This window comes from Aestuariimicrobium kwangyangense DSM 21549, assembly GCF_000421525.1.
Classification (GTDB): domain Bacteria; phylum Actinomycetota; class Actinomycetes; order Propionibacteriales; family Propionibacteriaceae; genus Aestuariimicrobium; species Aestuariimicrobium kwangyangense.
In genome coordinates this window covers 538,010-564,371 of sequence record NZ_ATXE01000001.1, presented here as the reverse complement: position 1 = coordinate 564,371, position 26,362 = coordinate 538,010, and the positions used below count along the sequence as shown (strand labels likewise).

Sequence of the window (26,362 nt, the reverse complement as noted above, 5' to 3'; positions counted from 1 at the left end):
GTAGCGTCAGGGTGACCCATTCGCCCATCCTCAGGACGTACCCATGGCCTCGACCCCTGCCTCGCCCACGCGGCTTCGTCGCATCGCCGTCGTCAACCGTGGAGAAGCGGCGGTCCGCCTCATCCGTGCGGTACGCGACCTGAACGCCGACCGGTTGGACGAGGCACCCATCCAGGTGATCGCCCTGCACACCGAGGGCGAGTCGAACGCCATGTTCGTCCGCGAGAGCGACGTCTCCTACAACCTGGGACCGGCCTCGGAGCGCCCCTACCTGAACCACGCACTGCTCGAGCAGGCACTGCTCGCCACCGGCGCGGACGCAGTCTGGGTGGGCTGGGGATTCGTCGCCGAGGACCCTGCCTTCGCTGAACTGTGCGAACGACTGGGCGTGACCTTCATCGGCCCGAGCGGGGCCGCCATGCGGCAACTGGGCGACAAGATCGGCTCCAAGCTCATCGCCGAGGAGGTCGGTGTCCCGGTCGCGCCTTGGAGCCGCGGCGAGGTGCACACCCTCGACGAGGCTCTGGATGTCGCCCACCGGATCGGTTACCCGCTGATGCTCAAGGCGACCGCCGGCGGCGGTGGTCGCGGTATCCAGAAGGTGGTCGACGACGCGAGCCTGAGCGACGTCTTCGACCGGGTTCGGGGAGAGGCCGAGCGGGCCTTCGGTTCGGGGGTGGTCTTCCTCGAGAGCCTGGTGAACGGCGCCCGCCACGTCGAGGTGCAGGTGATCAGCGACGGCGAGACCGCCTGGGCGCTGGGGGTGCGCGACTGCACCGTGCAGCGGCGCAACCAGAAGATCATCGAGGAGTCGTCCTCGCCCCTGCTGAGCGGTGCGCGTGTCGCCGACGTCAAGACCAGCGCCGAGCGACTCGCCCTGCGGGTCGGCTACCGCGGCGCCTGCACCGTCGAGTTCCTCTACCAACCCGACCAGGACGCCTTCGCCTTCCTCGAGGTCAACACCCGCCTGCAGGTGGAGCACCCGATCACCGAGCTGACCACGGGCACCGACCTGGTGAAGTTGCAGATCCACGTCGCCCAGGGCGGGCGTCTCGAAGGCGATCGTCCCGCCGAACTCGGCCATGCCGTCGAGGCCCGCCTCAACGCCGAGGACCCCGACCGCGACTTCGCGCCCGCCCCGGGACGCATCCAACACCTGCACCTGCCCCAGGGCCCGGGCATCCGGGTCGACTCGGGAGTCGAGCAGGGCGACACGATCCCGGCAGACTTCGACTCGATGATCGCCAAGGTGATCGCCTACGGATCGTCCCGCCGTGAGGCGCTGGCCCGTTTGCGCCGCGCAATGGCCGACACCTCCGTGGTGATCGACGGAGGCACCACCAACAAGAGTTTCGTGCTCGACCTGCTGCGCCACCCCGAGGTGACCGACGGGTCAGGCCCCGAGGGCTGGGCCGACACCGGCTGGATCGACCGGGTGCGCGCCGAGGGTGGTCTGCAGCAGACCGCCCACTCCGGGGCCGCCCTCGTGGTGGCCACCATCGAGGCCTACCTGGCCGCCGAGGAGATCGAGCGGGCCCGCTTCCTCGACACGGCGCGACGGGGTCGTCCGTTGGCCAACCACGACCTGGAACGCCCAATCGAACTGAAGCTGCGCGGGGTCACCCATGTGGTCCGTGCGCTGCGGGTCGGACGGCACGAGTTCCAGGTGACCATCGGAACCGACGCGGCGGCCCAATCGGTGCTGGCCCGTTTCGACCGGCTCGACGAGTTCAACGCCCGGCTCACGCTCGGCGACCGGGTGCACCGGGTGCTGCTGGGCGCACCCGGTCCGGTGCAGATGATCGAGATCGACGGCCAGACCCACCGGGTCAGCCGGGACGAGGGCGGCGTGTTGCGCTCGCAGGCGCCGGCCCTGGTCGTGGCCACCCCCGTCCAGGAGGGAGACCTGGTCGCTGCCGGCGACCGCGTGCTGGTGCTCGAGTCGATGAAGATGGAGACGATCATCGCGGCCCCCTTCGCTGCCCGCGTGCGTGAGGTGATGGTGCGCGCCGGCACCCAGGTCGAGACCGGTGCCCCCTTGGCTCGCCTCGAGCCGTTGCAGGACCAGCCGGAGGCCGACGAGGAGGAGTCCAGCATCGACCTGGAACTCCCCGAGGCTGCCCAACAGGCCAGCCAGGACCAGTTGCTCGACTCCCTGCGCAACGTGGTGCTGGGGTACGACGCCGACCAGGGCGACCCCGGAACCCTGCTGCGCACCTACCTGGACGGTCGCACCGACGACCCCGAGACGTTGGCCCGTGAGGCCGTGCTGCTCGAGGTGTTCGCCGACGTGGCGGAACTGCACCGCAACAAGCCGAGCAACGGACGTGCCACCGACGAGCGCGACCAGGAGGCCTTCTCGGACTCCCGGGTGCACACCTCGCGGGAGTTCTTCCAGCGCTACCTGCGCAGCCTCGACGTCGAGCGGGAGAAGTTGCCCGGCACCTTCGCCCGCCGACTCTCGACGGTGCTCGCCCACTACGGGGTCGACGACCTCGAGCAGAGCGACGAGCTCAGCGAGGCCGTCTTCCGACTGTTCCTCGTGCAGCAGCGTTGGTCACCGGCACTGGCCGTGGCCACCGGCATCCTGCGCGCCTGGAGCCGCTCGAACCGACCCCGTCCCTCGACCAGGGCGACCCTCGACCGACTGGTGCTGGCCACCCAGGTTCGCTTCCCCGCCATCGGTGACCTGGCCCGCTCCATCCGCTTCCGCTGGTTCGACAAGCCGATGGTCGACGCCGAGCAGTCGGCGGCGCTGGCCCAGGTGCCCGAACTCCTGGGACACCTCGACGCCCTGCCTCACGGCCCTGCCCGCAGGGTCGTGGCCGACGAACTGGTGGCCGCCCCCGACCGACTGGTGGGCTTCCTGACCACCGACCCGGCACAGCGGGTGACGGCCGAACAGCCCCTGCTCGGCATCCTGGCCCTGCGCCACTACAACGCCATGCAGCTCACCGACCTCAACGAGAAGGTCGTGCAGATGCACGCGGTCGCCACCGCCAGCTTCGTGGCTGACGGCGACCCGATCTGGCTCGTCTCGATGGTGGCGACGCTCGACGAGTTGACCCCCGACGGTGAGTTGGCCGACCTGCTGGCTGCCGAGGTGGCGGCCCGTCCGGCCGGTCACCAGGCCGTCGTCGACCTGTATCTCACCTGCGAACGTGGCGACGACGGCGACCCCCTCGCCGACCAACTGCGGGCGACACTGGCCGACCTGCCCGTCATGCGCGACCTGCGCCGCATCGCCATCGCGGTACTGCCCATGCGCAGCGGCCAGGTGGGCTCGTACACGTTCCGGTTGAGCTCCTCGGGCAGCCCGGACGAGCCGGGTGAGGTGGTCGAGGACCGCCTCGAGCGCGGGGTGCACCCGATGGTCGCCCGTCGACTCAACCTGTGGCGACTGTCGAACTTCGACCTGACCCGCATCGAGACCCCCGGCAACCTGCTGCTGCTCGACGCCGTCGCCAAGTCGAACCCCGCCGACGAGCGCCTGTTCGCCCTCACCCAGGTGCGCCGGTTGTCGCTGGTGCGCGACGAGGACGGTCAGATCTCTGCACTCCCCCACCTGGAGCGAGCCCTGATCACCGCAGTCGAGGCCATCCGCCGCGCCCGCGCCGACCTGGCTCCCAAGCAACTCGACCACAACCACGTGTGGATCCACGTGTGGGGCGAGTTCGACGTCGACCTGCGCAACCTCGGTCGCATCGAACAACAGCTCGCACCGTTGACCGCCGACGCCGGCATCACCGAGGTACGCATCCAGTCGCTGGTGACCCGCCCCGGTTCCAGCGAACCGGTGCCCACGGTCGTCCGCTTCTCGCACCAGCCCGGTTTCGGGGTGCGGTTCCAGATCGAGGACCCCACCACCGACCCGGTCGCCGAGATCAGCCGCTACGACGAGCTGGTGCTCCGGGCCCGCCGCCGTGGCCTGGTCTACCCCTACGAGTTGTTCGGGTTGGTCGCCAGCTCACGCGGCCGCGCCGTCGAACTCGACCTGGACGAGTCGGGTCGCCTCGTCCCCGTTGACCGCGCACCCGGACGGAACACCGCGGGCATCGTCGTCGCCGACGTCTCGACGCCGACCGCCGTACACCCGGATGGTGTGCGTCGGATCGTACTGTTCGGCGACCCGCTGAAGTCGTTGGGATCGATCAGCGCACCCGAGGCCGACCGGATCGTCGCTGCCCTCGACCTCGCCGAGCAGTTGCAGGTACCCGTCGACTGGTTCACGCTCAGTTCGGGGGCGCGGATCTCGATGGATTCCGGCACCGAGAACATGGACGCGGTGGCCTTCGCCCTCAAGCGGATCGTGGAGTTCACCCAGGACGGCGGCGAGATCAACGTGGTCGTGGCCGGCATCAACGTCGGCGCCCAGCCGTACTGGAACGCCGAGGCCACCATGCTGATGCACACCAAGGGCATCCTGGTGATGACCCCCGACTCGGCCATGGTGCTGACGGGCAAGCAGTCGCTCGACTTCTCCGGTGGCGTCAGCGCCGAGGACAACTTCGGGCTGGGCGGCTATGACCGGATCATGGGCCCCAACGGTGAGGCGCAGTACTGGGCGCCCGACCTGGCGGCAGCGCAGAGCGTGCTGATGCGCCACCACGAACACGCTTGGGTCGCACCCGGCGAACCGGGGCCCCGGGTGATCGAGACCAGCGACCCGGACGACCGCGACATCTCGTCGACCCCCCACGAACTGGAGGGCAGCGACTTCGCCACCGTCGGCGAGATCTTCTCGGTGGAGAAGAACGCGCAGCGCAAGAAGCCGTTCGACATCCGCACGGTGATGAGGGCCTTGGCCGACAGCGACCACGAACCCCTGGAGCGGTGGGCCGGCATGGCCGACGCCGACACCGCAGTGGTGCACGACACCACCATCGGCGGCATGCCGGTGCAGTTGGTCGGCATCGAGTCCAAGGCGATCCCCCGCGCTGGCTTCCTCCCTGCCGACGGTCCCGACCAGTTCACGGCCGGCACCCTGTTCCCGCAGTCCTCGAAGAAGACCGCACGGGCCATCAACTCGGCCTCGGGCAATCGTCCGTTGGTCGTGTTGGCGAACCTGTCGGGCTTCGACGGGTCGCCCGAGAGCCTGCGCCACCTGCAGTTGGAGTACGGCGCCGAGATCGGCCGGGCGATGGTCAACTTCCGTGGACCGATCATCTTCGTGGTCATCTCCCGATACCACGGTGGGGCCTTCGTGGTCTTCTCGAAGGCGCTCAACCCCAACATGACGGTGTTGGCGCTCGAGGGTTCCTACGCGTCGGTGCTCGGTGGCGCCCCGGCCGCAGCCGTCGTCTTCTCCCGTGACGTCGCCAAGCGGGTCGAGGACGATCCCCGCATCGTCGACCTGCGCACCCGGCTCGAGTGCGCCCGCGACGAGGAGCGCTCCCTGCTGCAGGCCGAGCTCAGCGAACTGCGCCAGACGGTGCGGGCCGACATGATCTCGATCGTCGGTCAGGAGTTCGACGCGGTGCACTCCATCGAGCGAGCCGTGCAGGTCGGCTCGGTCGACGAGATCGTGTCGGTGGCGAGGCTTCGTCCCCGGATCATCGAGATCCTGCGGGCGGCCGCCAAGAAGGCGGCTGGCCGGTAGTCGCGCGGAGCGTTGACATGGGCGTGTCACCGAAAGTTCGGGTCCGGGCCACACGGGCCGATGTGGTGCATGCCGCAACGACTGGCAGGCTGGGTCCATGAGCTTCCGCCCCCGCCTTGTCGCCCTCGACATCGACGGCACCCTGCTGTCCCATGACGGTGTGCTGCCCGACCCGGTCAGGGAGGCGGTCGGGCGCGTGGTCGACGCCGGCGTTCCCGTCGTGCTCGCCACCGGACGAGGCTGGTTCTCGACCGAGCCGGTCGTCCACCAACTCGGGCTCCCCCGCGGCGTCCACGTCAGTTCCAACGGGGCGGTGGTCGTGCACTACCCACCCTTCGACCTGCGCGTCGTGCAGACCTTCGACCCGGGGCCCGTGATCCGGCGGGTCAACGAACTGGCGCCCAACGCGGCCATCGCCGTCGAGGTGATCGGCACCGGTTACCGCATCACCAAGCCCTTTCCCGACGGGGACCTGCAGGGCGAGATGATCATCGAGTCGGTGGAGCAGCTGTGCGCCGAGCCCGCCAGCCGCGTGGTGATCCGCGACCCCGATGCCCCCATCGAGGAGTTCGAGGAGTTGGCCCAACACGTGGGCCTGCACGGGGTCAGCTACGCCATCGGCTGGTCGACCTGGCTCGACATCGCGCCGCTGGGCGTCAACAAGGCCTCGGGCCTGGCGCAGGTGGCCGACGACCTGGGTGTCGACCGCGCAGACGTGCTCGCCATCGGTGACGGGTTCAACGACCTCGAGATGCTGCAGTGGGCCGGGCGCGGGGTCGCCATGGGCAACGCCCCCACCGGCGTGCACGAGGTCGCCGACGACGTCACCGGCGACTTCGACGACCACGGCACCGCCGCAGAACTCGATCGCTGGTTCGGCTGACGCTCAGTTCGGGGGCGTCAGGAATTCCTTGCCACCGAAGTACGGACGAAGAGCCTGCGGCACCCGCACCGAACCGTCGGCCTGTTGGTGGTTCTCGAGGATCATGATGATCGGACGAGCCATCGAGCACAGCGTGCCGTTGAGCGTGGCCACCGGCCCCACCCCGTGCTCGTCCCGGGAGCGGATGTTGAGCCGGCGGGCCTGGAAGTCGGTGCAGTTGGAGGCCGAGGTGATCTCGCGGTAGCGGTTCTGGCTCGGCACCCAGCCATAGCAGTCGTACTTGCGGGCAGCCGACAACCCCAGGTCCCCGGCGGCTACGTCCAGCACCTGGAAGGGGATCTCGAGCAGCTGGATGAACTCCTTCTCGAACCCCAGCAACTTCTGGTGCCACTCCTCGGCGTCCTCGGGCCGGCAGTGGACGAACATCTCCACCTTGTCGAACCAGTGCACCCGGAAGATGCCACGGGTGTCCTTGCCGTAGGAACCGGCTTCGCGCCGGTAACAGGGGCTGAAGGCCACGTACTGCAGCGGCAGCGAGCCCCGGTCGAGGATCTCGTCGGAGTGGTAGGCGGCCAGGGCCACCTCGGACGTACCGACCAGGTACAGGTCGTCCGCCTCGAGCCGGTACACGTCCTGGGCGGCCTGCCCCAGGAACCCGGTGCCCTCCATCGCCTCGGGCTTCACCAGGGCCGGCGGGATCATCGGCGTGAAGCCCCATTCCGCGGCCTTCTGCATGGCCAGGTTGAGCAGGGCCAACTCCAACTGGGCGCCCACCCCGGTCAGGAAGTAGAAGCGGCTGCCGGAGACCTTGGCACCCCGCTCCATGTCGATGGCCTTGAGCCGCTCGCCGATGGCGAGGTGGTCCTCGGGCTCGAAGCCCTCGGCGGCGAAGTCACGGGGAGTGCCGACGGTCTCGAGCAGTACGCCGTCGTCCTCCCCCCCGATCGGAACGCCGTCGATCACCAGGTTGCCGACCTGGCGGATGAGTTCGTCATATCGGGCTCCGGCAAGGTCGGCGTCGACCTGCGCCTGCTTGACCTCGCCGGCCAGTTGCCTGGTTCGCGCCAGGAGGGCGGCCTTCTCGTCGCCGGAGGCGCGAGCGACCTGCTTGCCGAGGTCCTTCTGTTCGGCACGCAGTGCCTCGAACGCACCGATACCAGCACGGCGTCCCTCGTCCGCGTCGATCAGCTCGTCAACGATCTCGACCGACTCGCCGCGGGCGATCTGGGAGCGACGGATGCGGTCGGGGTCGGTGCGCAGCAGCTTCGGGTCGATCATGGCCTCAGCCTATCGGCCACCGCTCACTCGGGCATGCCCGGAAAACGGTGCACCTCCTGCGGCCAGTCGAGGGCGACGGCCAGTCGTCCGGCCCAGTCTCGGGCGGCCTCGTCATCGGGGACGTCGATGACCGTGAACCCGCCCAGGTGCTCCTTGGTCTCGACGAAGGGGCCGTCGGTGAAGACCGGTTGGCCCTCGCGGGCCTCGACCGAGAACAGGGCAGTGGAGGCGTCGATGCCTCCGTTGCCGAACACGAACACCCCCGCCTGCTCCATCTCGTCGAGCACGGCCAGGGACCGGTCGCGCTTGTCGATGAGCTGGTCGTGCGTGTGCGGGGGCACCCACTCGTCATTGAACGCGATCAGGTACTGGGGCATGACAGGTTCCTCTCGTGTGCGACGGCCGGGTGCCGCCTCACCTGGTCCACGGATGGGGTGGCACCCATTCGACACCGTTGGCGGGTGCGCTCTCGCTAGGCTCGCGCCATGGCACCGCGTCCCCACCCCGTGCGACTCGCTGCGTGGACGAGTCTGGGGTTCGGCGTCGCCTTCGCCGTCTTCACGTGGTTGACCCTGCGCACCACCGTGCTGGCCCCCTTGGACGCCGACCACTTCACCGTGCAACCAGGAACCTGGTGGGCCGAGGCCGCAACCGCGATCGCGTTCGTCACCCAGCCGGTCGTGGTGATGCCGCTGCTCACGATCGCCCTCGGCTGGTGGGCCCTGCGGGCCAATCTGCGTCGGTTCGGCACCGCCGTGGTGGTGGCGGCCTCCGTGGGCTGGCTGGTGGACCAACTCTTCAAACGGGTGCTGCACCGACCTCGTCCGCCCAACGACTTCTCCGAGTTGTCGACCGACCGGGGCTGGGCCTATCCGTCCGGGCACGTGCTCGCCTTCACCGTCGCGGCCATCCTGGTCTCGGTGGCGGTCACCATCGCCCGCCGCAAGCGACGCACCCAGGTGCTGGTGCGGGTGCTGGCGGTGCTCACCGTGGTGGCGATCGGAGTCAACCGTTGGCTGCTCGCTGCGCACCACACCACCGACCTGGTGGGCGCGGTGTTGTTGGGCGCCTGTCTGACCTCGCTGTCGCTGTGGGTCTGCGGGGTTCACGTCGACCCTCGCTGGGCGCTGGCACCACCGGCGGTCGAGGGGCCGATGCCGCGGTGCGCGGTGATCGTCAATCCCGCCAAGGTGCTCGACCTGGCCACCTTCCGCAGGGTGCTCACCCGAGAACTCGCTGCCCGAGGCTGGGCCGAACCGCTGTGGTTCGAGACGTCGGTGGCCGACCCGGGTCACCAGATGGCGCGCGACGCCATCGCGGCGAAGGCTGACCTGGTGCTGGCGGCCGGCGGCGACGGCACCGTCCGGATCGTCGCCGGGGAACTCGCGGGCAGTGGGGTGCCGCTCGCCCTCATCCCCAGTGGCACGGCGAACCTGCTGGCCCACAACCTCGGGGTCCCCACCGACCTGGACGCCGCCCTCGCCCTGGCCCTGGACGGTCGTCCCAGCGCCATCGACCTGCTGAAGGTCACCGTTGACGGACGAGCCGGGCAGTCCGAGCACGTCGCTGTCATGGCCGGGCTCGGCATCGACGGACTGGTGATGGCCTCCACCGATCCGCGCCTCAAGCGCACCGTGAAATCGGTCGCCTATGCCGTCGCCATCGCCCAGAACCTGCTGACCCCGCCGGTCCAGGCCACGGTCACCCTCGATGGGCACGTCATCCACGAGGGGCCGGCCACCCTGATGCTGGTCGGCAACGTCGGCGAGGTGCAGTCGGGGCTGTCGCTGTTCCCCGAGGCGGACCCGTCCGACGGCCTGCTCGACGTGGTCGTGACGGCGCCCCGCAACGTCGGTGAGTGGTTCGCCTACGGGGTGGGTGTGCTGCTCAGGAGACGGCACAAGGTGCTGATGCGCCAAGGGCGCCACCTGCGTTTCGACGTGGCCGAACCCCTGCCCTACGAACTCGACGGCGACACCATCGACCAGGCACGCAGCTTCGAGGCCCGGATCGAGCCTGGCTGTCTGCTGATCGTTCGCCCCTGATCGTCTCGGCGGCCCCGTGGCCCGCGGGTGTGTCCGCGGCCGCAAACTTCACCCTCTCGCGCAAACTTCACGCTCATGGCCATGCAGTGTGACCAAGAGGTGAGTTTGCCGGCGGTGGGGTCAGGCGCCCAGACCCTCCAGCCAGGCCTTGGCGGCCTCGTGCTCGGCGTCCGAGGTGCCCCGCGCCAGCGAAGGCTGGGCACGGTCGGCACGCGGGTACGAACCGAGGAAGATGACGTCCTTGCACACCCGCTTCAACCCGAGCAGGGCCTCGGACATGCGTGCGTCCCTCAGGTGGCCGTCGGCGTCGATCGAGAAGCAGTACGAGCCGAGCGTGGTCTTGGTGGGCCTCGACTCGATGCGCGAGAGGTTGATGCCGCGGGTGGCGAACTGTTCGAGGATCTCGAGCAGGGCGCCCGGGTGGTCCTCGTGCATGTAGGCCACCAGGGTCGTCTTGTCGGCGCCCGTGCGTTCCTGCACCTGCCCGCGGCGGGCCACCAGCACGAACCGGGTCACCGCCGAGGTGTTGTCGGCGATGGCGTCGGCGGCCAGCTCGAGCCCGTACATCTCGCCCGCGACGTGCGCGCACACGGCGGCGTCGTACTTGGACGAGGGATCCGACACCTCCTGGGCCGCACCGGCAGTCGAGCCGCCCTCGGTGACGATGGCCCCGGGCAGGTTCGTCCGCAACCAGTCGCGGCACTGGGCCGCGGCGTGGGGGTGGGTGAGCACCCGCCGCACCTCCGTCAGCGGGGTGCCCGGACGGACGAACAGCCCGAACTGAACGGGCAGCAGCACCTCACGGACGATCCACAGCGAGCCGATGGAGGCAAGCGTGTCGAGGGTGGCCGACACCCCTCCCTCGACCGAGTTCTCGATGGGCACCAGCGCCGCTGACACCTCACCGACCGCGGCGGCGTCGAGGGCTGCCCCCACGGTCGCGAAGGGAATGCCATCACCCTGGTCGAGGCTCAGCAGCGCCTGATGGGTGAAGGTTCCGGCGGGGCCGAAGTATCCGAGCATGGCTGTCACTCTAGGACGACCACCCGCCCCCTTCGCCCGGGGTCTCGTCCGGATGGCTGCGTCGGTCAGCGCTGGGCCGTCGCAGCCGAGGCGAGCGCCGCGTCGAGCTGCGGCATCAACTCGGATTCGACGGCGCGTCCCATGGCCATGCCGATGATCACCCACTGTCCGGGGGTGACCTGCAGGAAGGTCAGGTCGAGCACCATGGCCTTCTCGGACGAGCGGGGCCCCGTGACGAAGTCGGCGGTCACCCGCCACGCGCTCAGCGAGGTCCCGGCACCGGTCGTGCCCTGCGGTTGGCCGATCGCCGGTGCCTTGCGGGAGGAGCGGATCGAGACCCGGGTGGGCTCCTTCTCGTCGGCCCCCCAGGCCGCCTCGATCAGCGCGCGTGTCGTCGCCGGCCCGGTCTGGTCGATCGTCTCGGGGATCAGCGCCTGTTCGGGGAGACCCACCAGGAACGTGCCATTGGACCCCTTGGGGTCGACCGACGACGCATGAGCGACGGTCAGCGCCGGGTCGAGGAAGGGTGACAACGATGTGGTCCCCCCATCGTTCCCCACGGTCCACCCGCTGCCGTGCGGGGCTCGCACGGTGAGGTAGCCGTCCAAGGTCACCAGTCCCGACCCGTCGATGCGCATGGTGCCGTACTGGCCTGCCGGGGTGAGTGTGGGGGCCGGCGCGACCGACCGTGCCCACGACACCTGTGGACGAGCCTCTGCACGTCTCTGGTTGACGACCATGCCGACGGCAGCCATCACGGCCATCGCCAGCACGAGCACCGCGAGCACCAGCCAGAGGGCGCGGGTCACCCGGTCGCGACGGGTGGGCACGGGCACCACGGTGGCTCCGCCGGGCGGCGGGAAGGTCTGCTCCCTGGTCGACGACAACCAGGTCGTCCACCGGCCGCCGTCCCACCAGCGGAACCGCGCGGACACGTCCGGGTCGGGGTACCACCCCGCCCGAGGACCCTTGCCGAGGGGCAGTCCACGCTTGCCGACCATGGCCGACACCCTAGCCGCGGGTGATGTCACCCGGCCGCTGCGTGCTGGCGACGGCGCAGACGCTGCCACCGGGGCCCATTAGCCTGATCAGCGTGACCAGCCCCCGAGAACCACGACTGGCCCCCCACTCCACCGTGGCTCCCCGCCCCCGCCTGGCCCCTCGCTCCCGCCTGGGACAGGCGGCCGTCGTCGGTGCGCTGGTGTCGCTGCTGGTCACGCAGGCACCCGTCCCGGCCCGCGCCGAAGGCGTTGGGCTGGACGCTTCGCTGTGTCAGACGGTCTCGCCCACACCGGGGGCGGCCATTCCCAAGTTGTGGCACCTGGAGCGACTCGACCTGACCCGCGCGTGGCAGTTGGCCGACGGCTCGGGGGTGACGATCGCAGTGATCGACACCGGGGTCTCGAACCTCAACTCTGCCCTGCTCGACCCTCGACGCATCTCCACCCGCAACTACCTCCCCCTTGACGACAAGGAAAGGTTGCGGCCGCGCGGTCCGGGCGACACCGAGCAGGGCATCAATTGCACCCACGGCACCAATGTGACCTCGATCATCGTCGGCGAGCCCGGTGTAGACCCGCGCACCAGCTACTCCGGTGTCGCCCCGGGGGCGAAGGTGATCGCCATGCGTGCCCTCACGAACCAGGCGGACGACCAGGGTTCGGCCCAGAAGGAGGACCCCAGCGCCACGATCGCCGCCATCAACGACGCGGTGGCCATGGGGGTCGACGTCATCAACATCTCGCAGGCCATGAGTTTCGGCACCGATGAGTACGCGGCGGCCGTCCGCAACGCCATCGACCACGGGGTCGTGGTGGTCGCCTCCGCCGGGAACGCCGCCCAAGGACTGCAGGGGCCGGCCTTCCCCGCCTCCTACCCGGGTGTGATCGCGGTGGGCATGACCAACCCACAAGACCAGGCGGTACCCGCGGAGGCCTACCAGAACTCCGCCATGCGGGTGACGGTGGCCGCCCCCGGCGCGGGCATCCTCGCGCTCTCCCCCAGCCAGCCCCTTCCGTCAGGCAAGGGGTCGGGTGTCGAGGCGAAGCTGGCCAACCAGGCGTACGCGCAGGTGAGCGGCACGAGCTTCGCGACCCCGATCGTCAGCGGGGTGGTGGCGCTCATGCTGCAACGCCATCCCGGGTTGACGCCGGCCCAGGTGAAGCAGCGGCTGGTCGAGACGGCGGACCCGCCCGTGGCATCGGTGCCCGACCCCTACCTGGGCAGCGGTGTGGTGAACCCACTGCGGGCGCTCACCGGACCGGCCGCGCCGACCTCGGGCCACCCCTCGTCCAGCCCCACTCCCCCGCCGGTGCCACCACGCGAGTCGGTCACGATCGACCGCGGTCCGATGTGGCTGGCCCTGGCGGTGGCCGCGGTTGCCCTCACCCTCGCGGGTGCCGGTCTGGTGCTGCGGCTGGTCGTTCCGGCCGCGGCCCGGCGAGGGTTCCGGGCGGCTCGGCCGCGGCGCGGCTGACCTCGTCTCAGTCGGGCTGCTGGCCCGGGTCCCGTCCGTGGTCGAGGTGGGCCATCTGCACCATCACCTTGCCCGAGCGGTTCACCAGGGTCGCCCGTCCAGGCGGCAGCGGTGAGGGCTTCACGTCCGAGAACAGTGCCCCCTCGTCCTTGGTGCCGCTCATGATCAGTGCCGGCATCTGGGCGTCCTTCATGCGGGCGACGATCGGGTCGGAGAAGACGGTGCGTCCCGCACCACCCATTGAGCGGACGATCACCAGGTGCAGCCCGATGTCCTGGGACTGGTTGACCAGGTCGGCGAAGGGTGTCAGCGGGTTTCCCATCGACGTGGCGACGAGGTCGTAGTCGTCGACGACCACGAACAGGTCGGCGCCGGTCCACCACGACCGATCCCCCGCAGTTGCTGCTGGGTGACGTCGTGCCCGGGCAGCCGGGCTCGCACCGCGTCCGCGGAGTTCCTGAGCATCTCGCCGGCGGCCCCGGCCGACGGGGCGTAGCCGATCAGGTGTTCGGTCTCGACGAAGCCCAGTTGCGAGCGGCGGTAGTCGATCAGGACGATCTTGGCCTCCTTCGGCGTGTACCGCTCGGTGATGCCACGCAGGATCAGCTTCACCAGGTTGGACTTGCCCGTCTCGGGAGCGCCGAACGCGACCAGGTGCGGATCAGCGGTCGGGTCGAACCAGACCGGCGCCAACTCGAGTTCGTCGATGGCGTAGGGAATACGGCGGTCCGTGCCGTCGTACCCGATGGCCGGCAGCGTCTGCGGCGGCAGGCTGAGCGGCAGCAGGCGCACCTCGGCGGCCCGGGGCCCGTCCCAGGCCTGGTTGATGCGGGCGATGAGGTCGCGTTGCCCGCGCTGCACGTCGTCGGCGTTCTCGACGGAGTCGATGCGAGGAAGGGCGATGAGCGTGTGCAGCCCCTCGGCCTGCACCCCCCGACCCGGACGACCTGCCGGCACCAGCGCCTGCACCTTGCGGTTGACCTCGGACTCGAATGGGTCACCGAGCTTGAGTTCGACCCGGGTCTGCAGGTTGTCGCGGATGGTGGAGCGCATCTCCGACCATTTGGACGCGGCGAGCACCACGTGGATGCCGAATCCGAGGCCGCCGTTCGCCAGGTTCGTGATCACCTGCTCCTGCGCCTCGAACTCCTGCCGGACCGTGCCCCACCCGTCGACCACCAGGAAGACATCGGTGGGGAACCGGTCCGCCGGGATGGTCCCGTCCCGGCGACCGCGCCGATAGGTGGCCATCGAGTCGATGCCGTGCTCGGCGAAGAACACCTCACGGCTGGTGCGCAGGCTCGTCAGTTCGGCGATGGTCCGGCGCACCCGGTCGACGTCGAGTCGTCCACAGACCGAGCCGACGTGGACGAGTTCGCGCATCGAGGTGAGCGCCCCGCCGCCGAAGTCGAGCACGTAGAAGCCCACCTCCCGCGGGGTGTGGGTCAGGGCCAGACCGGCGATGGTGGCGCGCAGGGCCATGGACTTGCCCGACTGGGGGCCCCCGACCACGGCCATGTTGCCGCCGGAGCCCGAGAAGTCGAGCCACCAGGGGTCGCGTCGCTGGTGACGAGGACGATCGACCAGGGCGATGGGGGCGCGCAACTGACCGTGCGTCGACGGGTCGGGAGCGGTGAGGCCTCGTCCGGCGACCGCAACCGGGGCACCCAGCAACAGGTCCATCGTCGGCGGGTCGTCCAGCGGCGGCAGCCACACCCGGTGCGCCGGCCAACCGTGACCCTTCATCCGGTTGACCGCGATGGAGAGCATCGTCTCCTCGTCGTCCTCGGGGTCGGCATCGGCTTTCGGGGCAGCCGAGTCGGCGGGTTGAGCCATGGGGTCGGTCACGGAGGCACCCTCCACCCCGGCCCGGACGGCCTGGGGGCGTGGGTCCTCCGCTGGCGGTGCCTGCACGACGGGGACGGGTTCGGCCAGGAACTCCAGCACCGGCGGTACCCACCGCCGCTCGATCACCGAGGCCCCGAGTTCACCGGCCACCCCGCTGGCCGCGGGCGTGGCGGCGTTGCCGTGCCACGGTCCCGAGACGTAGGCGGCCTTGAACCGGGTCATGCCCACCGTGTCGAACTTGAGGTAACCGTTCCCGGGGCCCGGTGGCAGTTCGTAGGCGTCCGGTACCCCGATCACCGTGCGCGACTCCGACGGTGAGAAGGTGCGCAACGCGATCCGGTAGGAGAGGAAGGTGTCGAGGCCCTTGAGCTTGCCCTCTTCCAGACGCTGGGAGGCGAGCAGTTGGTGCACGGCGATGGAGCGGCCGACCCGTCCGATCTGCAGGAACAGGTCGATGAACTCAGGACGAGCCGTGAGCAGTTCCGAGAACTCGTCGACCACGATGAACAGGTGGGGCATCGGGGGCAGGTCGGCGCCAGCCTGACGGGCGTGCTCGTAGTCCTCGCGGTTCTTGAAGTTGCCGGCTGCGCGCAACACCTCCATGCGGCGGTCGAGTTCGCCGCCGATGGCGTCCTGCATGCGTTCGACCAGGCTGGCCTCGCCCTCGAGGTTGGTGATCACGGCACTGACGTGGGGCAGGTCGTCCAGCCCGAGGAACGTGGCGCCGCCCTTGAAGTCGACCAGCACGAAGTTCAGTTGTTCGGTCGAATGGGTCATGGCGAGCCCGAGCACCAGGGTGCGCAGGAACTCCGACTTGCCCGACCCGGTGGCGCCGATGCAGATGCCGTGCGGCCCCATACCGCCCTGGGCCGCCTCCTTGATGTCGAGCTCGACCGGACGACCGTCCTCGGCGGTGCCGAAGGGGATGCGCAGGTGCTGCCGCAGGGGCCGGAGCTTCCACGCCTGCCGCACGTCGAGGGTGAGCGGATCACCCACCCCGAGCATGGCCGGGTAGTCCTGGGGAGGCTCGAAGACGACCTCGGACGACTCGTCGTCCTCACTTCCGGTGGCGCTCGACACGGGCAGCCGATAGGGGGCCATGGCCCGCGCCAGCATCTCCATGTAGGCCATGGGAACGGCATCGGGACGACCCAGCGGCGTCCTTGCCATCACCCCACGCGAGGTGCGCCGGTGCAGCGTGACCGTCTGGTCACGCACTTCGAGCACGGCCACCTGGTCGAGCAGGCGTGCCGGCACCGTGGTCTCACCCGTCACGTGAAGCCCGATGGCGTGCGACGTGCCGGTCTGGAACTGTCCGGCGGCCACCTCATCGACCCCGTCGACGACCACCACGATCTGCGCGGGTGGCTGTTCGAGGCCCGGACCGCCCAGCGACAGCTCGACCAGGTCGTCGGCGTTGGTGGCGAACAGGCGTGCCCTGCCCACGCCGTCGACCTTGGCGGGGTGCTGCAGGTGCGGCAACCACTTCACCCACTGCCACTGGTGCTGCACCGAGGGGTCGGCGCAGACCATCAACCGCACGTCCTGGGGGGCGTGCCACGTGGCCATCTGCGCGACCATCGACCAGGCCAGCTGGCGGCAGGCCTGCACGTCACCGACCAGCCTGATCTCACGGAATCCGTCGAGGTTCATGGCCAGCGGCACACCCTGCACCAGTCGGTGGGTGCGGATGAACCGGCGCAGTGCCCCGGTGGTCAGCGGCTCGAGGTCTTCCAGTGGCTGGGCCTCGGGTGGGGTGAGCTTCTTGGCGAACTGCTGCGGGCCCACCGAGACCCTGATAGAGGCGAAGTCGTCGTGGTCGCGGCGCCGTTCCCACATGCGCTTGTTGCCGACGACGGTCCACAAGGTCTCGGGGTCCGGGTGGCGGTAGGCGACGGCCGCACGCTGCTGGTCGGCGGCGGCCCTGACCTGCTTGCGCGTCTGCCCGAGGTAGCGGAAGTACTCGCGTCGTCCGGCGTCGAGTTGCTGGGCCTGCTCGTCCTGGCCACGCCCGCCCTGGCTCAGCATCATGCCCAGCATCGACACCGCGTACATGCCGCCGATGACCCCCGCCATCGGACCGCGCGCCCCGCTGCCGCCCATCATCATCAGACCCATCGCGACCGCGCCGGCACCCATCGGAAGCAGTTGCAGCAGGCGCGTGAACATCTTGGCGCTCTGCGGAGGCGGGATCTCGGGCGGCGGTTCGAGCAACAGGTCACCCCGCGGCATGACCGGTGGGGTCGCACGCCGCGGACGGTTGAAAGTGATCGTCGCCACCCGCTCATCATGCCGGTGGTCAGGCTCAGCCGTCGCGTCGGCGAACGGCTCACGCCCCCTGCGGGCACTAGTCTGCGTCTTCGTGAGCACCCCCACCGACGAAGACATCGCCCGGGTCACCGTCATCTCGCCGAACCGGCGGGTCGACCTGGCCCTGCCGGGTCAGGTGACCCTGGGTGAGGTGCTGCCCAGTGTGGTCAGGTTCGCAGGTCTTGAGTCGAACACGACCTCCGATGCGGTGCACTCGTGGGTGCTGCAGCGACTCGGGGAGGATCCGCTCGACCCCCATCAGCTGGTCTCGCAGTTGGGGCTCAACGACGGCGAGACGCTGCACCTGAGGCAGCGCGAGAACGCCCTGCCCGATGCCGCTTTCGATGACGTGGTGGACGCTGTCGCGACCTCGACCGAGCGCCGTCCTTCCTGGGCACCCCGCCACTCCCAGCGCCTGGCGCTCGGCGTGATGGTCGCCCTGCTGGTCGGGCTGCCCCTGCTGATGGTCGTGCAACCCCTGCGAGAACCCGGGCTCCGAGACATCGCGGCGTGGGCGGCGGCGGCCGCCGGCGTGCTCGCCCTCGGCTGCGCGATCGCTGCCGTCTCGGTGTCACGTGCGGCCGGGGAGTACCGCGTCGCCTCAGCCTTCTCGTGGACGGCCGTGGCGCTCGCCGCGCTCGCGGGTTTCGGTGTGTTGCCGACGGGTTCGGCCCTGCCCCTGCGGGTGACGGTGGCTGCGGCGGCGGTGCTCGTCGTGGCTGCGGCCTGTGCGTTGGCGGCCGGGGTGCAGGTGATGGGACTGTTCACCGCGGCCGTCACGGCGGCGGTGCTGCTCGTGGCCTCGACAGTGATGGTGGTGCAGCCCACCTGGGTCACCTCGGTGGCCGCCGTCACCATCGCCGTCATGGTCGCCACCACCTCTGTCCTCCCGACGTGGAGTTACCGGATCGCCCGGATCGCCCTGCCCGCCGTTCCTCCCGACGCCCAGGCGATGATGGCCGACGAGACGCCCGTGCAGTCCGACATCGTGTCGCGTGCCCTGTTGGCAGACCGTCTGGTGGCCGCCCTGCTGGTCGCCACCTGCCTGGTGGTCAGCGTGCTCGCCGTCCCCCTGGTGCTGTCGGGATCGTGGTGGGCCCTGGGGTTCACCGCCGCCGTCGGTCTGGCCCTCGCCCTGCGCGGACGAGCGTTCGTCGGCCTGCAGCAACGCCTGGCCCTGCTGCTGTCGGGAGCTTTCGTGCTGATGGGGGCCCTCGGCCTGTCGCTGGTACGGCTGCCACCGGTGTGGCAGGCGTTGGTGAGCGGGCTGGTGCTGGTGGGTGCCGTGCTGCTGCTGGCGATCTTCGCGACCAGCATGTACAACACCATCGTCGCCCCCACCTGGGGACGGGCCGGGGACATTCTCGAGTGGGTCTCGCTGTTGACGATGGTGCCGCTGTTGTTGGGCGTCCTCGACCTCTACGTGCGCGTGCGGGGTCTGGGCGGATGAGGCGACTGAGTGGGGCCGGGGTGAACTCTCCCCGCGTCGCCGGCGAGTGAGTCGGAACACTCGCGCGTCCAAGGGCGCGGGTCTCCCCGGGCCAAGCCGTTGGCTGGTTGCGGCGACAGTACTGGGCGGCATCCACGCCGGGTTCAGCTTCTACTGGGCGGCAGGTGGGACGGCTCTGGCGTGGTCGCTGGGCAGCGACCTGGTGAAAAGCTTCCACGGGCGAGAGTGGCTCCTCGCGCCCATTGGGGCGATCAAGGTGATCGCGGCCGTGGCTCCGATGGCGCTCGCCCTCTGGGGCTGGCCGGCTCGGCGACTCACGCGGTCGGCGTGCTGGCTCGGCGCTTCGGTCCTCATCGTCTGGGGCGGTCTGAACACCGTCGTGGCCAACTTGGTTCTCGCAGGTGCCATCGAGCCTCAGTCGGGCTTCGACCGGCCCGGCATGATCGGTCACGCGTGGTTGTGGGATCCGCTCTTCCTGCTCTGGGGTGCGGCCGTGGCGACAGGGCTCTTCGCCACTCGCAGGCGCGTGAGCCCCGACGCTGACGAGAACACGACAGCGACCGCCCCAACAGAGGAGCTGCCTACGCGATCGCCTCGAGGGTGAAGAAGAGGAACCCGATGAAACGACGCCGGTCCGCTGCGCTCGACGGCAGCAGCTCGGGCGGCGTCCCAGGCGACACGGCTGGCTCGCGGATCGCCGCGATCCTGAATCCCGCCGCAGTGAACGACTCCGACATGGCGCCCAGCGATCGGTACCAGATGGTCAGCGTCGCCGAGACCCCGCCGAAGTCGTACTCCTCCTCATGGGCGACCGTCGCGAAGTAGTTGACCTCCGGGTACATGACCAGCGGTATGGCCGGGTGATTGACCACGACAACCAGGCGCCCACCGGGCTTCAGCACCCGGCGCAGTTCCTGCAGCGGCCCCGACCAGTCCTCGAGGTAGTGCAGCACCAGCACCGCCAGTGCATCGTCGAAGGACTCGTCCCCGTACGGCAGCGACTGGCTGAGGTCGGCCACCTGAAGTGCCGCGTCGTCGCCGAGCCGCTGCTGTGCCAGCCGGATCATCTCGGGGCTCGCGTCGAAGCCAGCGACGCTCGCTCCCCGTTCCCTCAGATCTCCCAGCAGCGGCCCCGACCCACAGCCGGCGTCGAGGATCCGGCGTCCGGTGACGTCACCCAGCAGGTCAAGGACTGCTGGCCGCGCGTACCACCGGTTGAACAGGCCGTTCTCGTTCGCCGTCGCGTAGGCATCCGCGAAGGCGTCGTAGTGATCCGGGGGCTGCTCCTGGATCGGCGTTTCGGAGGTCACGCCTCACCGCCCACGGTCCAGCACGTCATGCGAACAGCAATTCGTACTCGGTCTGGGTGGGTGGGAACTCCACTCGGACCGCCCTGCGCGGCATCGCCAGAACCACCGCCGAACCCAGGTCATCGAACAGGGCCGTGTGCTGGGGGCTGAGCAGATAGGCCCTCCGCAGGTGGTCGACGGACTTGCCGCTCGTCTGCCCGATCAGCGCCAGGTCACAGTTCCGCAGAGCGTGAACCGCCGAACTCGACGAGGTCGAGGTGATCGTCGCCATCGCCTGCCATGCCCCCATCGGGGCCTGGATGCCGTCGAAGCTCTCGGCATCGTCGATCACCAGGCTGGGACGATACGGCCGCCCCTGAGCCGGCAGGTTCTCGGCACGGCGCAACAGGTCGATGGTGCCCCCGGCCTCACCGACCACCTTGGCGAGCCCTCGCCAGCCACGATGGTCCTCGCTGATCACCGACAGGTGCGCGCCCAGGCACATCGCCCGGAAGGCCACCAGCCAGGTGGCGTAGGCAGGCAGGTCGAGCAGGATCCGGGTTCCCTGGGGGCGGAACAGGCGAATCGCCACCTGAGCCCCTCGCGCGCTTCGTCCCAGAACCAGACCGGACGGCCCGGTGCGCACCACCGCCGCCTTGCCGGACTCCTCGGCCGGGGGCAGCTGCCAACCAGCCGGCGCCGTCTGGCTCATCCGAGCACCGCCCGTCCGAGGGGAACCGTGCCCAGCACAGCGGGAACCTGCACGCCTCCCCGGGCCGACAACGTGACGTGCCGAGGCAACTGCCGACGCAACTGCTCGAACGCCTGCTCAGCCAGTTGTCGGTTCGGCGCGGCGACTCTCACCGCACCGCTGGGGCGGTTGCGGTCGTCGATGGTGTAGCTGGTGACGGCGAACAGCACAGGCGCCCGGTCGAGGGCACTGAGCAGCGACTGATGGGCGAGCGACGCGTCCCCGCCAGCCCTCACCCGGGCCCCCAGGTGCACCAGGCCATCGCAGTCCCATGAGGTCCACGACTCCACCGAACGCTGCTCGGGATGGTCCGGGGTCGAGCCGGCGGTGAGTCCCAGCACCTCGTGGATCTCGACGGGGCTCAGCACCCGAGTGCTCAGGCCCTGTCTCTTGAGCGCCGCCTGCACCCGGTGCAGACCGAAGCGAAGCGTGCCGTGGATGCCCTCGGTGGATGCACCGCGACGGGCGACGGCCTCCAGGCACAGGCGCGGGTCGAGCCGCACGCACAACCACGTTCGCCGAATGGCCGGCGGGAGTTCGTCCGAGATCTCGAGGTACGCCCTGGCCGCCGGGCTGCCGGGATGCAGGAGTGCCGTGACGGGCGCCGGGACGGTGTAGGTGACCAGTTGCAGGCCGGCGAAGATGATGTCGTCCTGCCGGGTCAGGCCAGAGAGGGAATCGAGATCGATTCGCTCCCCCGCGTCGGCCATCATCAGGTCGTCGGAGTTCAGGGCGAGGATGGCCGTCCATGACTCGCCATCGGTGACCACCCCGACGTCGGTGCCCGAGGCCGAGCGGGTCTGCGTCACCTGCAGCCCCGGAAGCCATTGCGCCAGCGGTACCAGGTCGACGGGCAGGTCGGGATGCTCGACCCGGCGGGCTCGGCGCCGTCCGAAACGCAGACGGCTGAGCACCGTCCCCAGCAGGCTCCGCCCGCTCCAGGGGATGCCCAGCACGACCACGGCGAGGGCCAGCACACCAGCGACGACCAGCCAGCCGGTCGTTCGACCCACCAGGGCCACTGTCACTGGCACCAGCAGGGCAACCTCCCAGCGCAGCGCCGTCGGCAGTGGAAGGGTCCAGGCACGTTGCGCCTGCCGCGAGGGGGGTCCACCGGTCATCGCTCGGCTTCCCTTCTGTGCTTGCCTCGCTCGTGGGCGTCATGCTGGGTTCGTGGTGTGGGCGGGCGGCCATGAGAGCCCGCGATCGCCAACACTCTAGGCAGCCCGAGGGCCAGCACCCAGTGTGGCGGCCGGCCCCGAGACCTGTGCATCGTTCACGCGATTGCCGTGCTGGCCCCCGCTCGGGCAAGAATGGGCCGCGACCGGTGTGCAGGACAAGGATGGGGAACGGCAGCGATGGCGGAGCGCAAGGACCTGCTGAAGGCCCATTCGTTCGTCACCCAACGGCTCGTGTCGGCGCTGGTCGACCGCGATCCCGACGCCCCGAAGTCACCCCTGGGACGCATCACCACTGCCACCTTCGTCTCGGTGCTGATCGGCGTGGTTGCCCTCGGAGGGTTCCTGCTGCTCGGCAAACTGAGGCCCGGACTGGCCACGGATTGGCGCAACCCCAATGTGGTGGTGCAGGACATGGACTCGGGCTCCCTGTTCGTCTACGACGAGAAGCAGCAGGCGCTCTACCCGATGGCGGACATCACCTCGGCGCGGCTGCGAGCCGGCGCCGGTGACACCTCGACCACGCCGGCGACGGTGCAGGTGCGCAGCAGCCTGATCAAGGACGTGCGCCGACTGAGCCGCCTGGGCATCCCCTCCGCGCCCTACGAACTCCCCGACCCCAGCGACATCGACCCGTACCCCTTGCGCGCGTGCATGACCGCCGAGAATGTGCGCTCCGAGAGATTCCTGACCGTGCAGATCGGCGGCCAGCAACCCGCCGGCAAGGACTCGTCGTTGGCGGTGCAGACGCCCGACGGAACCCAGTACGTGATCATGCGAGGCACCTCGCACCAACTCTCGACCCCCGGGGGCGGCAGTTCTCCCCTGATCGAGGGCCTGCCCGTGGCCCGCGTCAGCGACGCATGGTTGGCCGCACTGCCCGTCGGCTCGCCCATCGAGCCGCTGGCCATCGAGGGGCGCGGCTCCATGCCGTCCAAGGGGTTGAAGAACCTGAGGGTGGGCGACCTCGCACGCGTCGGGGACGAGAACTCGCCCCGGGTGCGCTACTACGTGCAACTGGACGAGGGCCTCGCCCGGATCACCTACCTCGACATGAAGCTGGCCGTCTCGACCCTCAACGTCGGAGAGCCCGTGTCGATCTCGGAGGCCGACTACGCCTCCGTGGCGACCCTCACCGACGTCGGCACCCCGGGGTTGCCCTACGAACGCCCCGTGGGGCCCTCACTGCAGGTGTCGATGCAGCAGGTCTCGGTGTGCGCGACGTACACCCGCAGTGACCCCGACCACCCCCGACTCGACGTCGACCTGCCCACCCCGGCGTTGCCGGTCAACGCGACCACACCGCGTGGCAACAAGGCCGATGTGGTCGAGATGCCCAACCAGGGCGGCGCACTGCTGATGAACCGGGCTTTGAAGGGCACCGAGACGGCTTCGTTCCTGGTGGTCAACCAGAAGATCTACGGCATCCCCGACCCTGCCTCGCGTCGGGCTCTGGGCTACACCTCCGGCAACACCACGCTGATGCGGGTGCCCGGTGGGGTGATGGCCCTGTTCGAGGACGGGCTGCCAGCCGGTGTGTCGTTGAGCGCCACCCAGATCCGCGTCACCTCCTGACCTGGTCGTCCTGAGTAATCGTGCTCAACTTTGCCCCGTCGAATCCCTCTGACTTGGGCTGATGCCTCCCAGGCCGGTGGAACGGAGGCACAGGTGACCCCGCCCTCTCCTAGTGTTTTCGACAGCAGGACAACGACCCCATGAGCCCCCCGGGTGCCTCGTGCGGGGAACCCTCCAGGCGTCGGGACCGACCCGTCGCCTTCTCATGAAAGGGAAGTCATGGCTGGCAACCAGCAGGTCGACCGCGCAGAAATGAAGAAGGCTGCGGACCAGATCGACGCTTCACACCAGGGCATTCACCAGCTCCAGACGACGCTGTCGAACCAGATCAACGAACTCCGCGCGGGCTGGACCGGTCAGGCCTCCGACGCGTTCTACCGCGCCTACTCCCAGTTCGACGATGAGTTCCAGAAGGTCAAGGCCGGCCTGGAGGAGATCCACTCCAAGCTCGTCGACTCGCAGATGCGTTACACCCGCAACGAGGAAGAGCAGAAGGCTGCGGCGAACCCCATCGCCCAGATGCTCTGACCCACCCACCCACCGCACACGATTTCGAAGGAGCACACGATGAGCGATCTGACCCAGGTCAACGCGGCCGCCATGCAGACCGGCATCCAGGATCTCGGACAGGCCCACAAGGGCCTCACCGACAACCTGGAACGACTCAAGGGCGAACTCAACCAGTCACTGGCCCAGTGGGACGGCGCCGCCCGGCAGGCCTACGCCGACGTTCAGCGACAGTGGGATGCCTCGGCGCAGAAGATGGCCGACATCACCAACAAGATGACCCTGGTTCTCGGCCAGATCTCGCAGGGTTACGACGACAACGAGCGCACGATCCAGGGCAACTGGTCCTGAGCCACGGCCGTGAGGGGCTGATCGAAGCCCTCGCGGGCCGCACGCACTGAGGCAACACCCGCGCACTCATGTGCAGATGACAGCAGGGGTCCGACCATCAGGTCGGGCCCCTGCTGGCGTGTGGGCTCACTTCAGCAGCTTGGACAGCCGACGGTCAGCCAGCAGCTTGCCACCGGTCTGGCAGGTCGGGCAGTACTGCAAGGAGGAGTCGGCGAACGACACCTCACGCACCGTGTCACCGCAGACCGGGCAGGGCAGACCGGTTCGTCCGTGGACGGCCATCGAGGATCGCTTGGAGTCCTTCAACTGGTTGGCACCCAGGCCCGCGGTGTGGGCGAGCGCGTCGGTCAGCACCTGCCGCAGGGTGGCGAGCAGGTGGGCCCGTGCTGCTTCGTCCAGCGAGGAGGCAGGAGTGAACGGGCTGAGCCGGGCGGCGTGCAGGATCTCGTCGGAGTAGGCGTTGCCGATGCCCGCCAACACGCGCTGGTCGCGAAGAACCCCCTTGAGCTGGGCCCGTCCGGCCTTGGCGAGGATCGCGTCGAACTCCGCCTGACCGAACTCCGGCCCCATAGGGTCGGGCCCGAGAGACGAGATCATGGCCACGTCGGCGGGATCGGTGGCCACGTGCACCGCCAGGTGCTTCTGCGTGCCTGCCTCGGTCAGGTCGAAGCCGGAATTGTCGTCGAGCACCACTCGCAGGGCCAGGGGGTTCTTGCTGGGACGAGGGGGTGCCGCCGGCATCTCGTCACGCCACTGCAGCCAGCCGGCGCGGGCGAGGTGGAAGATCAGGTGCACGCCTTGGGCGTCGAGGTCGATCCACTTGCCGTGCCTGCTCACCGAGGTCACCTCGAGTCCACTCAGCGCGTCCAGCGGCGGGGTGTGGGTCTTCAGGGCCGAGAAGGCGACCAGCCAGACGCGGGCGATGGCTCGTCCGACCACACGTTCCTCGAGGAACCCTCGCAGGGCCTCGACCTCGGGCATCTCAGGCATGGCTTCCATCCTGAACCAGCAGCACCGGCCGCGTCGACCCCTCGGGCGCAGGCCAGGCCGGCATCGGTTGCTCGACGGCGTGCGCGACCATCGCCAGGTAGCGACGTCGAGGCACCTCGACCGCCCCCAGTGAGGCCAGATGGGGCGTCACCCACTGCACGTCGAGCAGACGGCCCTCGGTGGTGATGCCGCGGTGCAGTTCCTCGACCAACCGCACCAGCGCCACCTTCGATGCGTCACGGCCGAACTCCTCGTCATGGAACATGCTCTCGCCGGCGAACAGGCCACCCATCGACACCCCGTAGAGACCACCGACGAGCCGGTCCCGGTCGTCCCAGACCTCGATCGAGTGCACCCAACCCGCGCGGTGCAGATCGCTGAACACCTGCTGCACCCGGGCATCGATCCATCCCCCGGTGCGGGTCGGCGCGGCGCACCGCTCCATCACCTCGTCGAAGGCGCGGTCGACGCTGGTGGTGTAGCGACGGGCCGACTTGCGCAGGCTCCGGCTCACCCGCAGCCGGTCGAGCGGAAGGATGCCGCGGTGGACGGGCGACCACCACCCCATCGCGTCCGGCCCGGCGACTCCGCCCCCGACCTCGCCCAAGGGCATGGGGAAGACCCCCGACTGGTAGGCAGCGAGGGTGAGCATGGGGTCGAATTCGTCGGAGAAACCCACCAGGTCCTGGTCGGGCCACTCCGACTCCGGCCCGAAGGCCTGCAGCAGCACGTGGCCAGTCTGGCACCCAGCCCTGACAGTCGAGGCCCTGACAGTCGAGGCCCTGACAGTCGAGCAGGGGACGGGCGGG

General features: G+C 69.6%; 20 protein-coding genes. 9 read left to right on the top strand and 11 right to left on the bottom strand.

The window, feature by feature from the left end:
• Window positions 1-43: 43 nt before the first annotated feature.
• Together H507_RS0102485 and H507_RS0102480 are read left to right on the top strand one after the other, a co-directional pair.
• Window positions 44-5,599 carry an ATP-binding protein gene (locus H507_RS0102485; protein ID WP_022909150.1) on the top strand — a complete coding sequence of 1,852 codons (5,556 nt, stop codon included), beginning with the start codon at window positions 44-46 and terminating at the stop codon, window positions 5,597-5,599.
• Between the two features lie 97 nt (window positions 5,600-5,696).
• On the top strand, window positions 5,697-6,482 hold the full coding sequence (locus tag H507_RS0102480; RefSeq protein WP_022909149.1) for a Cof-type HAD-IIB family hydrolase: 786 nt from the start codon (window positions 5,697-5,699) through the stop codon (window positions 6,480-6,482).
• 3 nt (window positions 6,483-6,485) lie between these two features.
• Here the strand turns inward: H507_RS0102480 and serS are convergent, their stop codons facing one another.
• A complete protein-coding gene (serS, locus tag H507_RS0102475) occupies window positions 6,486-7,760 on the bottom strand; it encodes a serine--tRNA ligase (RefSeq protein WP_022909148.1) in 1,275 nt (424 codons plus the stop codon).
• A gap of 23 nt (window positions 7,761-7,783) precedes the next feature.
• Window positions 7,784-8,137, bottom strand: coding sequence for a YciI family protein (locus tag H507_RS0102470; RefSeq protein ID WP_022909147.1), 354 nt, complete (start codon window positions 8,135-8,137; stop codon window positions 7,784-7,786).
• A 108-nt stretch (window positions 8,138-8,245) separates the two neighbouring features.
• On the opposite strand from H507_RS0102470, the gene H507_RS0102465 reads away from it, so the two are divergent.
• The gene (locus H507_RS0102465; RefSeq protein ID WP_022909146.1) at window positions 8,246-9,805 is read left to right on the top strand and encodes a bifunctional phosphatase PAP2/diacylglycerol kinase family protein; all 1,560 of its coding nucleotides are present in this window, start codon (window positions 8,246-8,248) and stop codon (window positions 9,803-9,805) included.
• Window positions 9,806-9,925: 120 nt separating this feature from the next.
• Here H507_RS0102465 and pheA read toward each other — a convergent pair whose 3' ends face one another.
• Entirely contained in the window at window positions 9,926-10,828 is a 903-nt protein-coding gene (pheA, locus tag H507_RS0102460) for a prephenate dehydratase (RefSeq protein ID WP_022909145.1), read from the bottom strand.
• A 65-nt stretch (window positions 10,829-10,893) separates the two neighbouring features.
• Window positions 10,894-11,829 (bottom strand): DUF2510 domain-containing protein, encoded by a 936-nt coding sequence (locus tag H507_RS0102455; protein WP_022909144.1) that lies wholly within the window; start codon window positions 11,827-11,829, stop codon window positions 10,894-10,896.
• A 92-nt stretch (window positions 11,830-11,921) separates the two neighbouring features.
• Between H507_RS0102455 and H507_RS0102450 the strand changes: the two genes are divergently transcribed.
• Window positions 11,922-13,304 carry a S8 family peptidase gene (locus H507_RS0102450; protein WP_026377660.1) on the top strand — a complete coding sequence of 461 codons (1,383 nt, stop codon included), beginning with the start codon at window positions 11,922-11,924 and terminating at the stop codon, window positions 13,302-13,304.
• Window positions 13,305-13,311: 7 nt separating this feature from the next.
• Here the strand turns inward: H507_RS0102450 and H507_RS17930 are convergent, their stop codons facing one another.
• Both H507_RS17930 and eccCa read right to left on the bottom strand, forming a co-directional pair.
• The gene (locus H507_RS17930) at window positions 13,312-13,662 is read right to left on the bottom strand and encodes a hypothetical protein (protein WP_169512673.1); all 351 of its coding nucleotides are present in this window, start codon (window positions 13,660-13,662) and stop codon (window positions 13,312-13,314) included.
• Window positions 13,611-17,432, bottom strand: a complete 3,822-nt coding sequence (eccCa, locus tag H507_RS14200; protein WP_245558807.1) for a type VII secretion protein EccCa — start codon at window positions 17,430-17,432, stop codon at window positions 13,611-13,613. The genes H507_RS17930 and eccCa overlap by 52 nt, the downstream gene beginning before the upstream one ends.
• Window positions 17,433-17,514: 82 nt before the next feature.
• Between eccCa and eccD the strand changes: the two genes are divergently transcribed.
• Together eccD and H507_RS18440 are read left to right on the top strand one after the other, a co-directional pair.
• Window positions 17,515-18,912 carry a type VII secretion integral membrane protein EccD gene (eccD, locus tag H507_RS17125; protein WP_169512672.1) on the top strand — a complete coding sequence of 466 codons (1,398 nt, stop codon included), beginning with the start codon at window positions 17,515-17,517 and terminating at the stop codon, window positions 18,910-18,912.
• Between the two features lie 46 nt (window positions 18,913-18,958).
• Complete coding sequence (locus H507_RS18440; RefSeq protein ID WP_022909141.1) at window positions 18,959-19,516, top strand: DUF3995 domain-containing protein; 558 nt, start codon at window positions 18,959-18,961, stop codon at window positions 19,514-19,516.
• On the opposite strand, the gene H507_RS0102430 is transcribed toward H507_RS18440, so the two are convergent.
• The 3 genes from H507_RS0102430 to H507_RS0102420 are packed head-to-tail and all read right to left on the bottom strand — an operon-like array spanning window position 19,494 to window position 22,073.
• Window positions 19,494-20,222, bottom strand: a complete 729-nt coding sequence (locus H507_RS0102430; RefSeq protein ID WP_022909140.1) for a class I SAM-dependent methyltransferase — start codon at window positions 20,220-20,222, stop codon at window positions 19,494-19,496. The genes H507_RS18440 and H507_RS0102430 overlap by 23 nt on opposite strands.
• 25 nt (window positions 20,223-20,247) lie before the next feature.
• Window positions 20,248-20,913: a hypothetical protein gene (locus tag H507_RS0102425; RefSeq protein ID WP_022909139.1), complete on the bottom strand. Its 666-nt coding sequence runs from the start codon at window positions 20,911-20,913 to the stop codon at window positions 20,248-20,250.
• On the bottom strand, window positions 20,910-22,073 hold the full coding sequence (locus H507_RS0102420; protein WP_022909138.1) for a type VII secretion protein EccE: 1,164 nt from the start codon (window positions 22,071-22,073) through the stop codon (window positions 20,910-20,912). The genes H507_RS0102425 and H507_RS0102420 overlap by 4 nt, the downstream gene beginning before the upstream one ends.
• A gap of 237 nt (window positions 22,074-22,310) precedes the next feature.
• On the opposite strand from H507_RS0102420, the gene eccB reads away from it, so the two are divergent.
• The 3 genes from eccB (at window position 22,311) to H507_RS0102405 (ending at window position 24,563) form a co-directional block, all read left to right on the top strand.
• The gene (eccB, locus tag H507_RS0102415; RefSeq protein ID WP_022909137.1) at window positions 22,311-23,705 is read left to right on the top strand and encodes a type VII secretion protein EccB; all 1,395 of its coding nucleotides are present in this window, start codon (window positions 22,311-22,313) and stop codon (window positions 23,703-23,705) included.
• A 219-nt stretch (window positions 23,706-23,924) separates the two neighbouring features.
• Window positions 23,925-24,233: a WXG100 family type VII secretion target gene (locus H507_RS0102410; RefSeq protein WP_022909136.1), complete on the top strand. Its 309-nt coding sequence runs from the start codon at window positions 23,925-23,927 to the stop codon at window positions 24,231-24,233.
• Window positions 24,234-24,272: 39 nt separating this feature from the next.
• Window positions 24,273-24,563, top strand: a complete 291-nt coding sequence (locus tag H507_RS0102405; RefSeq protein ID WP_022909135.1) for a WXG100 family type VII secretion target — start codon at window positions 24,273-24,275, stop codon at window positions 24,561-24,563.
• Window positions 24,564-24,689: 126 nt separating this feature from the next.
• On the opposite strand, the gene H507_RS0102400 is transcribed toward H507_RS0102405, so the two are convergent.
• Both H507_RS0102400 and aat read right to left on the bottom strand, forming a co-directional pair.
• Window positions 24,690-25,553 carry an Fpg/Nei family DNA glycosylase gene (locus H507_RS0102400; protein ID WP_022909134.1) on the bottom strand — a complete coding sequence of 288 codons (864 nt, stop codon included), beginning with the start codon at window positions 25,551-25,553 and terminating at the stop codon, window positions 24,690-24,692.
• The gene (gene aat, locus H507_RS14175) at window positions 25,546-26,283 is read right to left on the bottom strand and encodes a leucyl/phenylalanyl-tRNA--protein transferase (protein ID WP_022909133.1); all 738 of its coding nucleotides are present in this window, start codon (window positions 26,281-26,283) and stop codon (window positions 25,546-25,548) included. The genes H507_RS0102400 and aat overlap by 8 nt, the downstream gene beginning before the upstream one ends.
• Window positions 26,284-26,362 lie beyond the last annotated feature (79 nt).